The organism is Companilactobacillus muriivasis (genome assembly GCF_036246245.1).
Taxonomy (GTDB): domain Bacteria; phylum Bacillota; class Bacilli; order Lactobacillales; family Lactobacillaceae; genus Companilactobacillus; species Companilactobacillus muriivasis.
Genome location: NZ_BTTQ01000002.1, coordinates 98368 through 111633, shown reverse-complemented (window position 1 = coordinate 111633; position 13266 = coordinate 98368). Strand labels below are relative to the sequence as shown.

12 protein-coding genes are annotated in these 13266 nt (G+C 37.3%); 6 read left to right on the top strand and 6 right to left on the bottom strand.

The window, feature by feature from the left end:
- Window positions 1-22: 22 nt before the first annotated feature.
- Both AAA923_RS03360 and AAA923_RS03355 read right to left on the bottom strand, forming a co-directional pair.
- The gene (locus AAA923_RS03360; RefSeq protein WP_338214542.1) at window positions 23-1828 is read right to left on the bottom strand and encodes a hypothetical protein; all 1806 of its coding nucleotides are present in this window, start codon (window positions 1826-1828) and stop codon (window positions 23-25) included.
- A gap of 25 nt (window positions 1829-1853) precedes the next feature.
- Window positions 1854-2234 carry a VOC family protein gene (locus AAA923_RS03355; RefSeq protein ID WP_338214541.1) on the bottom strand — a complete coding sequence of 127 codons (381 nt, stop codon included), beginning with the start codon at window positions 2232-2234 and terminating at the stop codon, window positions 1854-1856.
- Between the two features lie 119 nt (window positions 2235-2353).
- On the opposite strand from AAA923_RS03355, the gene nfsA reads away from it, so the two are divergent.
- The 3 genes from nfsA to AAA923_RS03340 all read left to right on the top strand — a co-directional run bounded on the left by nfsA (window position 2354) and on the right by AAA923_RS03340 (window position 4897).
- Window positions 2354-3091 carry an oxygen-insensitive NADPH nitroreductase gene (gene nfsA / locus AAA923_RS03350; protein WP_338214540.1) on the top strand — a complete coding sequence of 246 codons (738 nt, stop codon included), beginning with the start codon at window positions 2354-2356 and terminating at the stop codon, window positions 3089-3091.
- Window positions 3092-3382: 291 nt separating this feature from the next.
- On the top strand, window positions 3383-4210 hold the full coding sequence (locus tag AAA923_RS03345; RefSeq protein ID WP_338214539.1) for a helix-turn-helix domain-containing protein: 828 nt from the start codon (window positions 3383-3385) through the stop codon (window positions 4208-4210).
- 60 nt (window positions 4211-4270) lie between these two features.
- A complete protein-coding gene (locus AAA923_RS03340) occupies window positions 4271-4897 on the top strand; it encodes an NUDIX hydrolase N-terminal domain-containing protein (RefSeq protein WP_338214538.1) in 627 nt (208 codons plus the stop codon).
- 15 nt (window positions 4898-4912) lie between these two features.
- Here AAA923_RS03340 and AAA923_RS03335 read toward each other — a convergent pair whose 3' ends face one another.
- From AAA923_RS03335 to AAA923_RS03320, 4 genes are all read right to left on the bottom strand, one after another.
- Window positions 4913-5434, bottom strand: a complete 522-nt coding sequence (locus AAA923_RS03335) for a P-loop NTPase family protein (RefSeq protein ID WP_338214537.1) — start codon at window positions 5432-5434, stop codon at window positions 4913-4915.
- Between the two features lie 241 nt (window positions 5435-5675).
- Window positions 5676-7448 (bottom strand): oleate hydratase, encoded by a 1773-nt coding sequence (locus tag AAA923_RS03330; RefSeq protein ID WP_338214536.1) that lies wholly within the window; start codon window positions 7446-7448, stop codon window positions 5676-5678.
- A gap of 190 nt (window positions 7449-7638) precedes the next feature.
- Window positions 7639-8469: an aldo/keto reductase gene (locus AAA923_RS03325; protein ID WP_338214901.1), complete on the bottom strand. Its 831-nt coding sequence runs from the start codon at window positions 8467-8469 to the stop codon at window positions 7639-7641.
- Between the two features lie 227 nt (window positions 8470-8696).
- Window positions 8697-9773, bottom strand: a complete 1077-nt coding sequence (locus AAA923_RS03320) for a serine hydrolase domain-containing protein (protein WP_338214535.1) — start codon at window positions 9771-9773, stop codon at window positions 8697-8699.
- 756 nt (window positions 9774-10529) lie between these two features.
- Between AAA923_RS03320 and AAA923_RS03315 the strand changes: the two genes are divergently transcribed.
- From AAA923_RS03315 to AAA923_RS03305, 3 genes are all read left to right on the top strand, one after another.
- Entirely contained in the window at window positions 10530-11078 is a 549-nt protein-coding gene (locus AAA923_RS03315; RefSeq protein WP_338214534.1) for a LemA family protein, read from the top strand.
- Window positions 11079-11090: 12 nt separating this feature from the next.
- Complete coding sequence (gene htpX, locus AAA923_RS03310; protein ID WP_338214533.1) at window positions 11091-11999, top strand: zinc metalloprotease HtpX; 909 nt, start codon at window positions 11091-11093, stop codon at window positions 11997-11999.
- 451 nt (window positions 12000-12450) lie between these two features.
- Window positions 12451-13263, top strand: coding sequence for a DNA/RNA non-specific endonuclease (locus AAA923_RS03305; RefSeq protein ID WP_338214532.1), 813 nt, complete (start codon window positions 12451-12453; stop codon window positions 13261-13263).
- Window positions 13264-13266 lie beyond the last annotated feature (3 nt).

The window sequence follows — 13266 nt, the reverse complement described above, 5'->3', positions numbered from 1 at the left end:
ATTGCCAACAGCAGTTATTTTTTTACAGACTCTTATTACTAATATCTTTCACAACTACAACCGTATTACCGTCCTTATAGCCAGTAAAACTGATTTCATCGCCACTTTGGATAAACATATTTCGTGGGTAATCCTTGATTGAAGCATAGAAGACATTCTCATTGCCATTCATTAAAAAGGCAATTTCATTATTATTTACTTTTACAACTCGCTTAACCGTCCCGCTGAATCGTTGTTTCTTGCCAGAATATGATGAACTGGCAGTACCCAAATCAGCGTTGAACAAATTACGATACTTCTGCAAGGTTGATTTAGCATCAGTTCCTACAGCAACAGTATCTTGAGTTCCATTACCATTTGCTAAAAGATAAACGTATGACATGAAAGCACCGTTATCATCAATCATCGAAACAACCCATGTTGGCTTACCGTCAATCCGATAAAGCAACGGCATGTTAGCTTTCCACTGAGTCTGTTTCATTCGATTTTCTGCTAAACTATCAGCTCGGTTAGGCGTCATAGCGTCAGCTTCTTCACGATAGTAGTATGTCTTACCATTCTTGGCGTTGACGTACATGTAGCCTAAAACAGAAGTCTGTTTCTTATTATTACTAGTCATTGAAGTGAAGTAATAAATATTGTGTTTATAAGCAATCGGTGTGAAAACATCATCATGTCCTTCAGTACCAACACTTTCAACTGATTTCATAACGCCGAGACGAGATCCACCGAAACCATGGGCATTCCACCAACCATTACGTTCGGCCGCATATGAATAAACTTTGTCACTGGCGATATTCGGATCAAAGGTAACATCAATCCACTTAGGTTCTGCACCCTGCTTGTAAATATTTACCTTACCCGTAACAGAATCCAACACCGCTACATAAATCTTGCGATAATCCTTACGATTGGAGAGTCCATACTGCTTATATAACGTCTGAACGTAATATGGGTGGCCCGATTCATTTATTTCCAATTGTGGAGCGCTACCGGAAATAACTAGTCCTCGGCCAGCAATTGAGGCATAAATTCTACGTGAGGCATCATGTCCAAAATAGGCTGACGGTGTATAACGCATACTCTTTCTAATGAACTTTGGCTTAGCATTCTTGGAAGTCGCATCAACAATGAAATACCCGGGAACCTTCTTGTAATGGTTATAACGGAAGAATGAACCATCAAAATCTAATGGTGAAATATAAACCAATTTACCATGATAGAACTGAACTCGCGCATGGTTTAATGAATAAACATTGGAGTCTGGAACATTTGAGAGCGAGTTCTGCATTTGATTCCGAACAGTTTTATACGAATTAACTACTGGAACTTCTTTACTCTGTGAATTAATAACAGGCATCGGAGCATTCTTGGTCGTTGCTGTCTCCGTTACATTAGTAATTCGCGCAACTGCCTTAGTTGTGGCATATCCAGCAGCCATAATAACTAAAATCATAACGCCTAAAGCAACTAGAGACCCCACCGTTATGGTTAAAAATTTTCCAGCAATTTTAAATCCTGGTTGTGAAACATCACGTCTGTCAGAACCATCGCGATGAATAATACTATTTGAGAAAGTTAAGATAACTCCGTGTAACGCTGCAGAAATTGCCATCGTTAACAGATTAAATTCGATAACAACTTTCCACGTTTGATCTGGATTGGCAAAATAGATAAAAAACAGTGCAAAAAGGAACAATAACACCTGAACTACAACGTGAAACTGTATTCTTAAACTGGTGCTGTGATTTTTAACTAATGCATATCCAAATGGTACAAATGACAGAATTGTAAATTCCAACGTCAGCAATAAAAATAGTAATAACATACTTGCTTCCCCCTTTGATTAATTCTTATTCGGCCTCATATACCATCCATTGATAATTATCATTATCTTTTAATAGCATATATTTCATACCTTCATACTGCTCTTTAGTAATCGGAATAACCAATTCAAAACCGGCAGCCACTGCAGCATCACGTGTAGCTTCAATATCGTCAACAATCACATTGACCCAAACTGATGATGGAGTCTCCACCGGAATTTTAAAGCCAACTTGTTCATTCTTACTTAGAAAGTGAATTTGCATCCCTTCCATATCTACTAAAACAGTATCATCCTTTTTAACAGTACTTTGAACTTCTAAAACTTTCACAGTAAATACTTTTCCAAAAGTCTCCGCTGCAGTCAAGGCATCAGAAACTACCATATCCAATTCGATTCCTTTTTTCATGACTCTTCTCCAGATAATTTATTGTGGTTTAAGTGTACCAAAGGTCATCGCTATTTAATACGTCATTCTAGTGTTACTCTATATATCGAACTAGAAATTGTAAAAATGAGGTTTTTAAAATGAATCCAACTATTGAAAATATGCTCCAACACGTCTCTGTCCGTGACTTTACCGATCAACCGATCACTGCAGAACAAAAAGATTCTTTACTTGCCGCCGCTCAACATGGGGCATCTTCAGAATTCGTTCAAGCCTTTTCAATCATCGAAATCACTGATAAAAATTTGCGAAATGAATTATCAGATATTACTATCAGCTCACCACATGTAAAAAAGGCTGATACCTTCTACGTATTCGTTGCAGATTTGCATCGTCAGGCAACTATTTTACGCAATCATGAGATGAGTTTAGAACCAATCAAGAATGTGGAACCAATGATCGTCTCAATTATCGATACAGCAATTGCAGCCCAAAATATGGCAATAGCAGCTGAATCTATGGGACTAGGCATCTGCTATATTGGAAGTTTACGTAACAATATCAGTCAAGTTGCTGAACTTTTACACTTACCAGACTTCACGATTCCATTGTTTGGTATGACTATCGGTGTTCCTAAATTTAAAAACCAATTGAAACCACGAATGCCCAAAGATAATCATGTTGCCACTAATTATTATGATGAAAGTAAATTTAATGACTTGTCATCTTATGATCGAACAGTTAAAGATTACTATATGAATCGCAAGACACGTCCAACTGATACTTCGTGGACTGACAAAAACTTAGCTATTTTCAAAGAGGTACACCGACCTGATATTGCTGAATTTTTAAAGAAACAAGGCTTCTCTTTGAAGTAAATTACGTATCGTTACTAAAAAACTGTTACCACCAAATTTTCTTGGTGATAACAGTTTTTTATTTTAAGTGAAAAATAATTTTGTGCGACAATCAATAATCTGATTTTCTCCATTATCTTAATCTTTATGTCAGCATTAAAAAAGACAATCAGAGTATTTTTCTGAAAATTTACACAAATGATACAAATCTTTACACTAATTGAACATAAAATATACACTGCTTTTATATCATCTACTTATAGCAATTTAATAATTTGTTCCACTGAATAAAAATAGTAGGTGTAAAAAGATATGGATAATTTAGGTGATATTTTAAAAGAAGTTCGGCAACAGCAACAGTTATCTCAACTCGAGACAGCCGAAAACATTTGCTCCCAATCTACCCTTTCTGAAATTGAGCACAACAAATACATTCCCAGCACACAATTATTAATCAACCTCTGTGAAAAACTATCAATTGTTTTTGATGACTTAACATTGGCTGGTAATTTTAATATTTGCAAGGAAAGCTATTTTAATAAAAAAGTCAGTAATTATTACAAGAACCAAGAATATATTCAACTACGCAGATTTCTTAACCGTCCGACCGTTCTGGAGACTGTTCAAACTAATAAACAAACTCAAGCATATTATTTTTACTTGGCACTTTGTGCACTCAAGCTGGATCGTAAATACGACAATGCCAAAGAACTTTTGAAATTGTCACTTGCTAGCGCCGGCCATAGTCGCAAACAGACAACACTGACTAGACTTGGGAATATTGCCCTAGCTTATGTGTACGCACAACAAGGTTTAAAAACTTCTACATTACGTCAAATCAATTTGTCTTTCAAAAACCTCACAAAAATGGAATATGATGAGAACTTTAATTTAATTTTCTATGTAGCAGCCCTATCATATTTCCAACTTTCCAAATTTGACTTAGCAATTGAAGTGATTGAACAAGGCATCCACTACATCATCAGTAATGAATCCCATTTCATGTTAATCAATAGCCTTTATTTGATGGCCAACATTACTGAAGTAATCAAACAAAATAATACTCAACTAGCAATCAAAAGTTACGACATCTTCAATGCCTTCATCCACGAACGTACTTATGAAACGGTTAATGAATGAAAACGTTCTCCGACAATATCCAACAATGTTATAATCCAAATTAAAGGATGGTAATATCAAATGGATGATGTGGAACTATTAATCGAACAACTCCAGGCAATTGCCCAAACAGGTAAACATTACAGCAAGGACGTTTTTGATCGTGAACGCTATGATCAATTGGAAATTGTCGCCAAAAAGTTAACAACAAGATTGACCAATAATGTCACTCCAAAACAATTAGGCATATTCTTTGATTCCGATACAGGTTATGTGACACCTAAGATTGACGTCCGTGCCGCTACCTTTAAGGACGACAAAATCTTACTCGTTCGTGAAAAAAACAGTGGCGAATGGTCTATCCCTGGTGGCTGGGGCGATATCGGCTATTCAGCCGCTGATATTGCGGTCAAAGAAACCTTTGAGGAAGCTGGCATCAAGGTTAAGCCTCTAAAAATGATATCTATTAAAGATATGCAAAAAAATCACTATCCAAAGAAGAATTTAAACTACGTCTATAAAATATTCTTTGAATGCACTCCTGAAGAAAGTGATATTCACAGTGGTGTCGAGACATCTGACGTTAAATATTTCACACTTGATGAGGCAATGACTTTAAATTTATCACTCGCACGCAATATGCCAGATGATTTCAAACGTGCCTTTGAGTGTCATCATTCACAGCAATGGACAACTTATTTCGACTAAAAAAGCATTGCCACTTTATAACTTAGCAATACTTTTCAAAAATCGTCTTTTACTTCTAGAATTAGTGATAATAATAACCTGTGCATCGTCTTTCTTGTATTTTTTTATCAGGCCAAGCAATCGGTCATTATCATATGAAAGAATCATCTTTAAAAATTCCAAGTAATCACTGTCCAAATGCTCACTGAACTGTTCCGGCATCTCCATTCTGCTTCCTTTATCAATTCGCCATAATAAGGAACGTCTCAATACTCTAGATAATGACTTTATTTTGTTTACCTTCAGCCAAATAATGATATCAGCGTTTGGAACTCTCAAGTTCATATTTCGAGAATAATTACCATCAATAATCCAGTTCTTCTGATTCATAAATAATTCTTGTTGGCGATCGAACCACAATTTAGCATTGTCAGAGTAATCCGTGGTATGCCAAAGACTATCAAGGTGTAGCAATGGATAATCGGTAATTCGTGCAATCTTCTTTGACAGAGTTGACTTACCTGTGCCAGAGTTTCCTACAACAATAATATGCATCATTATGACCTCCGAACAGTTTTTAAAGCTACTATAGCATAATTGTGACTCGCAACAGTCCTACATTCGGTCCAGTAGCTTTAACGGGCTGTGACATAACTATTTTTGCCCTAAATATGCAGTATAAACGTGTAACAGAACATAGCTTTTTCCGCTTAACCCAAAAAAGACAAGCAATCCAAAATCGGATTGCTTGTCTTTTTTACCTTAATGCTTGAAAGTTGACCATGTTTTGTCACACTCTCTAAAGCAAATGTGCATCTTTCAATAACTCTTCAATGTATGTGCCATGGACTTTCTCCATAACTTTCTTTTCAACCATACGTTCCTTAAATGGCAACTTGATATCTTCAATCTTCTTCTTGCCATCCAAGTAGTAGATTGCTCTCATCAATGTACGAACATCGAATGCTGAGCCAAATACTTCTGGAACACCACGGTCAACGTTTAGCAATGTGTAAACGGCTTCCATAGCTGTTCTGACTGAATATTCAGTTGTAAAGACGGTGTCACGTTCTGTTTCAGCAAAGTTACCGATAAATGCTAAATTCTTTGAACCTGTTGGAACTACTAATGGACGATCTCCAACTTTTCTAGGCATGAAGTATGATGTGATATATGGCATGTGTGCTGGAATTGTATTGGCATGGTTTTCAGCGATGTCCTTGATTCTGTCTGTTGGAACACCGATGTGATATAGCCACTCTTCACATAATTCATCACCAGTACATTCTGTGATCTTCTTATTAACAAAGTTACCTGGTTTGTCTGAGAATAGTCCGTATACCCAAACTACCAATTCGTTATCTTTTTGTCTCTTAAAGTGTTTTTGACGACTGATTGAGTATCCATATAGCCAGTTAGAATCCTTAATACTTACAGGACCACTTGTAACGATTGAGCCACTGTGTGGATCCTTTTGACTGATTTTTTCAATATATGGAGTTACTTCGTCATCTGTTAAAGTAATTGTTCCGGAAATTGTCCAGTTTGCTTCTGGAATGTTCTTGCAGAATACGTCAGGATCACCAAAGGCTTTATCTTGTTTTGCCAAGTTTTCCCATAGTGACCAGCTGCTGCCCAATTCGTGCTCTGTTGGTGCTGGGTGAGTCTTATCACCATAAGTTGTACTTTCAGTAATTGAACCGTTTGTAACAAAGACTAGGTCATTTTCTGTCAAAGCAACCGTGCTATCTTTGCCATCAGTTGTCATATCGATTTCTGTAGCAACCTTGGAACCATTTGATGTATCAACTTTAATGTTGTTGACGTGAGTATTGTATGTAAATTGAACACCCTTGTCTTCCAAGAATTTGATCATTGGTTGAATTAATGATTCATATTGGTTGTACTTAGTAAATCTCAATGATGATAGGTTTGATAGTGAGTCAATATGGTGACAGAAACGCATCAAGTAACGTCTCATTTCCATAGCACTAGCCCATGGCTCAAAGGCAAACATTGTTGACCAATATAGCCAGAAGTTTGAGTGCAAGAATTCATCAGTGAAGACTTCATTGATCTTCTTACCATCCAAATCTTTTTCAGGTGTCATTACAAGGTCAAGTAATTCTTGAACAGCCTTAGGTGTCAAAGTTAAATCACCTTCGGTTGGCAATTCCTTACCTTGATCTTGAATAACTCTACCATGTGAGAAACTTGGGTCTTTCTTGTTCAACCAATAAAATTCATCCAAAACTGAAACATCTGGATTTTCCAATGAAGGAATTGATCTGAACAAATCCCAAAGTGTTTCGAAGTGAGGTTCCATTTCTCTGCCACCACGGATGATGTAGCCTTTTTGTTCGTTCCAAATACCATCCATACTACCACCGGGTAGAGCAAGTTCTTCGAGAACATGGATCTTGTCGCCTTTCATTTGACCGTCACGTACAAGGAATGAAGCTGCAGCCAATCCAGCTAGACCAGAACCTACAATATATGCTGACTTGTCATCAACGCCTTCTGGTTTCATTGGTTTCGCAAATGCTTCATAATTACCATTACTTCTATACATAAGAACCACCTCTTGATTAAATTAGCTTCCGTATGTAACTGCTTACACCTTGAATATAGTTCTAATGGTGTTCAGATGCAATAGTAAAAGTGTGACTTTTTAGTGAATTTTAGATTTACTTTTTAATAATTTTTGAGACAAATTTTAAAAAGAGTGGTATTTGAGATAAACTCAAATATCACTCTCATTTTTAGAATTCTTCGTAAACAGCGGGATCTTGATTCTTATTGCGACCATCTGGCTTCGTCAATGAATTGATTTTTTCCATATCAGTATTTGAAATTTCAAAATCAAAAATATTCATGTTTTCGCGTTGTCTGACTGGTGAAGCAGACTTTGGAATTGGAATCGTATCCAATTGATGTTCCCATCTAAGGATAATTTGTCCAACGGATTTATGGTATTTTTCGCCCAAGGAAATCAATGCTGGATCTTCAAGCACAGAACTGGCACGACCAAGTGGACTCCAATCCATCGTTACAATACCGTTATCATGATCAAAATCACGCATCTCTTTTTGATTAAAATATGGATGCAATTCAATTTGGTTAATGGCTGGCAAAATGCCAGTTTCTTTTTGGAGTTTTTCTAAGTGTTCTGGCAAGAAATTGCAGACACCAATCGACTTAACTAAACCAAATTTTTGGGCATCGATCAAAGCTTGCCATGCTTCAACGTACATTCCACGTTTAGGATTAGGCCAATGTAACAGATACAAGTCAAAATAATCTAAATGTGCTCGATAAAGTGACTCCTGCAAGGCTGTAATTGCATCATCATAAGCGTAGTAGCGACCTGGTAACTTCGATGTTACAGTCAACTTATCACGATCAATGCCACTTTCAGAAATAGCACGTCCGACCGTACCTTCATTTTCATAATTATAAGCAGTATCAATCATTTTATAACCATTATTAATGGCTGACACAATACTTTGAACGCCAGTCCGACCATTCAACTTATATGTCCCGAATCCAAAATCAGGGATTTGTTGACCATTATTTAATTTGTACATAAAAATGTCCCTCCTCAATAAACCATTATTAACTTACAACATTTTTGGGCGTGAGACAAATATCTCATTTAATTTAGGGTAAAGAAAAAGCACTACATCATCCTAGACGTAATGCTTTAGACTACTTTACAGAAATCTTTGGAATGTGCAAAGCAGCCATTTTTAAATCACAGGTAGGCTTTACCTGCACAACCCATAATACAGTCTTTTCATACAAATTACCAGCTTTATTTTCATTCATTCTCAATCATGTTATAAATTTGCTTGGCAATTGGTTTAGCATCAGCTGCGATACGGGAGTAATTTTCCAAAAGAATCACCGCATCTTTCCCATTATTAGAGATGTGAGCAATGCCTTGGAAGCCGTAGCCCCAACCATTAGCGAAGTTATCATTCTTACCATGATACATTCCTCCGCCATAGGTGCTGACACTACCCTTCTTAAATAAAATCTTACGTGACTTCTTGGTTAACATTTTGCCACGCATAATATATTTCTCAACTTTGTATAAATCGTTAACGCTCATATAAACTTGGCCGGTACCGAGTTCATCGAATTCGAAAAACTTCTTTGTATAAAAGGCGTTCTTGTAATCCAAACGAGCAGACAGCGGATCGGGATTATTATAGCCAGTTGCCTTAGTGATACCAGGTTTTTCGTCATAGGCGAAGATAGTATGTTTTAGATGTAATTTCTTAATATATTCTTTGGTAAACAATCTTTGATACGACTTTCCAGTAATCTGTTCCAAAATACCACAGAGCAAATTGAAATTGACTGGCTGATAGTTCCATTTATTATAGGAAAGTTCTGAGAAATGGACACTGTTGATATCGGCCGCAATAATACCTGAATCGGGCAAAATTTGATCAGGTCCAACCTCGCTTAAAACAAGGCCTGAAGTCATATCCAGCATTTGTCTGATAGTAATTTTATTACTACCAGGAATAGTTGGATAAAATTTACTCAACTTATCCGTCAAACTCAACTTGCCTTTTTGTACTTCTTTCATAACTAAGGCAGCGGTTAAAGTCTTTTGAACTGAATCAATCTCATAAGCCGTGTTCTTTTCATTGCTAAGACTAACCGCATAGTCAGAATACCCACGACTAGTTTGATAAACCGTTTTGCCATTCTTAACAACCAACAGACTGCCAGAGAATCCTTTTTGATTAAGCAAACCGTCGATATTTTGATCCAATTGACTCCCAACTGAGGCATCCACGGTAGCCTCACCAGAAGCAGTTACCGGCATGCTTCCCAAGATTATAGCTAAAAGCATTAAAACTGGTAGAAAGATTTTCTTCATAATATATTCACCTATGAAACCTACAAATAAGTGACCTTCCTCATAATTAATTATAAATTATTTTTCAAAAAAGCAATAATAATAAACTCACAGATTGAATGGCTAATGCCGTTTCCAGAGCTGAGAGTATTCATCTGCTGCGCGGTACGGTCCTAGCCACAGTGCGGTCTCGGACCTCGGTTGAAGCCTTTCCACAGACCGGAAAGTCTCCAACTCGCCCGGTGGTGTAATTGCTAAAGCAATAACGCCACTTTTGCTGCTGATGAATACTCTCAGCTCTTCCAACTAATTTATTTTTACAATGATGGTTACATCAACTAATATCAGATAATCATTCAGACATATGAGGAACTAATAATTTGTTACCGATATATTAACGTCGACCATATTCCGATATTTAAGGGGCGCTGGATGCAAGATTATTTGAATATATTCACATTCAGTTATTACCAATTAATTAGTCGGAAGAGCTGGGAAATATTTGTGTGCCGTGGTAGTGGTATAAGTACGGAAGGAATCTTCCTTACTTATACCACCGGGCGTGTTTGGAGCCTTGACGAATTGTGTCAAGGCTTCAAACCGAGGTTCGAGACCGCCTTCTGGCTCGGACCGTTCCGCACAGCTTGAGAATATTTCCCAGCTCTGGAGACGGCATGTTTAACTAGAAAAGATGACGTACTAAACTAGCGCTACACGTTATACTACCAAACTTGCAATATGGTAGAATATAGCCATTAAGATAAGAAGGAGATTTAAATGAATACAATAATTATAATTGTTGTCATCTTAGTAATAATCGCCGCATACGCTGGCATGTACAACAGTCTTGTTAAATACCGCAACCGTGCTCGTGAGTTCAGTTCACAAATTGACGTTCAACTAAAGCGTCGTACTGATTTGATTCCTAACTTAGTTGAAACTGTTAAAGGTTATGCTACTCACGAAAAGGAAACTTTAGCACGTGTTGTTGAAATGAGAAATAACGTTAACACCGCTAATTCATTACAAGACAAAGTCGATGCCGATAACGAATTGACTGGCGCCTTGAGACAAGTCTTTGCTTTAGCAGAAAATTACCCTGATCTTAAAGCCAACCAAGAATTCTCTCAATTAATGGAAGAACTTTCAAATACTGAAAATAAAGTTTCATACGCACGTCAAGCTTACAATAGTCAAGTACAGGCTTACGATACAGCCATTCAAACGTTCCCTCGTAACATCATTGCTGGAATTCACGGCTTCAAAGAAATGAATTTCTTGCAAATTCCTGATGTTGACAAAGAAGCTCCAAAAGTTAAGTTTTAACCGAGGTCACTTATGATTTACGAGCAAATTGATCGTAATAAACGTAAAACCTACTTGATATTTTTCGTCTTCTTTTTGATACTAGCCGCTATTGGTAGTTTCTTAGGACTCTACTTTTTTGACAATCTCTACTCAGGGATAGTTATTGCTCTCGTCATCGCGATTGTTTACACACTAATTACCTATTTTCAATCTACTAGTATCGTAATGCAAATGAACGGTGCAAGAAAGCTAAATTCAGCGAAAGATGCTCCAGACCTTTGGCATATTGTCGAAGATTTATCGATGGTAGCTGATATCCCTTTGCCAGACATTTATATTATTGATGACCCGAGCCCTAATGCCTTTGCGACTGGCCGTGATCCACAGCATTCAGCAGTGGCTGTAACAAGCGGTTTGTATAAAATGATGGACCGTGAGGAACTTGAAGGAGTTTTGGCTCATGAAGTTTCCCACATAAGAAATTACGACATCCGTGTCTCAACAATTTCAGTAGCTTTATCTTCAGCGATAATTTTAATTTGTTCCATTATCGGTAACGCCTATCGTTGGTGGATTCCAATGCGAGACGATGACCGAGACAACAACAATTCTGGAGTAATCCGAATCGTCTTGTGGGTTATCGGTTTAGTCTTTGCCATTATCGGACCATTAATTGCCAGTTTAGTACAAATGGCAATTTCCAGAAATCGTGAGTATTTAGCTGACGTCTCTGGAGCTGAATTGACAAGAAATCCTCAAGGATTAATTAATGCTTTGGAAAAATTAGAAGATAGCACCAAGCCAATGAAACGAGTTGACGATGCCAGTGCCGCTTTGTACATTGACGATCCTACTAAGAAAAAACATTTTTCCGGACTATTCGATACACATCCACCATTGGATAAACGAATCGAAGCTCTGAAAAAGACATTTCAATAAAAATAAAAAGAAGCTGATAAATTTTTCAGCTTCTTTTTTGGTTAGTAAGTTTCAAAGAGATTTACATTTTGTATATTATTTTGTTTAAGTCATAACTCCCATGTTTAACAAAAAACAGAAATCATAAATAACCTTCCAAACAACGAAATATCTAGTCGGAAGAGCTGAGAAATATTAGTGGGCAGTGAAAGTGGCGTTATGACTTTAGCCATTACACCACCGGGCGTGTTTGGAGACTTACCGGTCTTTGGTAAGTCTTCAAACCGAGGTCTGAGACCTTGGCTCAGGCCAGTCCGCACAGCCAGTGAATATTTCTCAGCTCCTCCGACGGCACCCCACCCCAATATACGAATTAAATATCATCAATAAGTAAATAATGTTCAAGATTTCTGAAAACTTATGATAAAATCAAAATGAAGATAATTAATCTTCGTAGTGAGGGGATATTTATATGTATATGTTGTTACTAGTCGTTTTGGGGGCAATCGTACTGTTTACCACTTTTATGGTTAAACCCAAACGTCGGATTCATCGACGCTTAGTTTCTCTGGGACTTTTGTTAGTCGTCGTTGGGGGTTCAGGAATCTATGAATCCTACCAAAACAATGGAACTAGTCTGGGTGACAATCCACGGCAAGTGGAAAAGACCACCACGTCATCTAGTTCCAATTTGGCCAATTTAAACTATCAGACGGATCAAGAAATTGAAGTCAACAACAATACGCCTACTTTCACAAAAGCCGAACTAAATGTCTCGCAAGGTCCTTGGCAACGTTTCGCTGACTTGGACAATTTAAACCGAGCCATTCAGGCCGATGCATTATTGAGTAAAAGTTTGATGCCTACCGCAAAGCGTGAACCTCTTTATGTCAATCCAACTGGTTGGCACAATAAGAAAATTAACGGCGGATGGCTATATAATCGTTCGCACCTAATTGGTTATCAATTGACAGGACAGAACAATAATCCTAAAAATTTGATGACAGGAACTCGTTCACTGAACTCTCCTGAAATGCTCAAACATGAAAACGATATTGCTTATTACATCAAGCAAAATCCTAACAATTACATTAGGTATCGTGTTAAACCGATATATCGTGGCAATGAATTAGTGGCTCGAGGGGTTCAAATGATGGCTGAATCGTTGACACAAAGCGGTCAGCCGGACAATGGAATTTCTTTTAACGTTTACATTTTCAACGTTGAAAAAGGTGTCAAGATTAATTATAGTGATGGTACCAGCGTAGTTAACAATAATTATTAGGAG

What these genes read in the sequence shown, in the direction of transcription:
- AAA923_RS03360 (WP_338214542.1), bottom strand. Translation starts at nt 1,828, where the DNA reads ATGTTATTACTATTTTTATTGCTGACGTTGGAATTTACAATTCTGTCA.
- AAA923_RS03320 (WP_338214535.1), bottom strand. Translation starts at nt 9,773, where the DNA reads ATGAAGAAAATCTTTCTACCAGTTTTAATGCTTTTAGCTATAATCTTG.
- AAA923_RS03305 (WP_338214532.1), top strand. Translation starts at nt 12,451, where the DNA reads ATGTATATGTTGTTACTAGTCGTTTTGGGGGCAATCGTACTGTTTACC.
- htpX (WP_338214533.1), top strand. Translation starts at nt 11,091, where the DNA reads ATGATTTACGAGCAAATTGATCGTAATAAACGTAAAACCTACTTGATA.
- AAA923_RS03345 (WP_338214539.1), top strand. Translation starts at nt 3,383, where the DNA reads ATGGATAATTTAGGTGATATTTTAAAAGAAGTTCGGCAACAGCAACAG.
- AAA923_RS03335 (WP_338214537.1), bottom strand. Translation starts at nt 5,434, where the DNA reads ATGATGCATATTATTGTTGTAGGAAACTCTGGCACAGGTAAGTCAACT.
- AAA923_RS03330 (WP_338214536.1), bottom strand. Translation starts at nt 7,448, where the DNA reads ATGTATAGAAGTAATGGTAATTATGAAGCATTTGCGAAACCAATGAAA.
- AAA923_RS03340 (WP_338214538.1), top strand. Translation starts at nt 4,271, where the DNA reads ATGGATGATGTGGAACTATTAATCGAACAACTCCAGGCAATTGCCCAA.
- AAA923_RS03355 (WP_338214541.1), bottom strand. Translation starts at nt 2,234, where the DNA reads ATGAAAAAAGGAATCGAATTGGATATGGTAGTTTCTGATGCCTTGACT.
- nfsA (WP_338214540.1), top strand. Translation starts at nt 2,354, where the DNA reads ATGAATCCAACTATTGAAAATATGCTCCAACACGTCTCTGTCCGTGAC.
- AAA923_RS03315 (WP_338214534.1), top strand. Translation starts at nt 10,530, where the DNA reads ATGAATACAATAATTATAATTGTTGTCATCTTAGTAATAATCGCCGCA.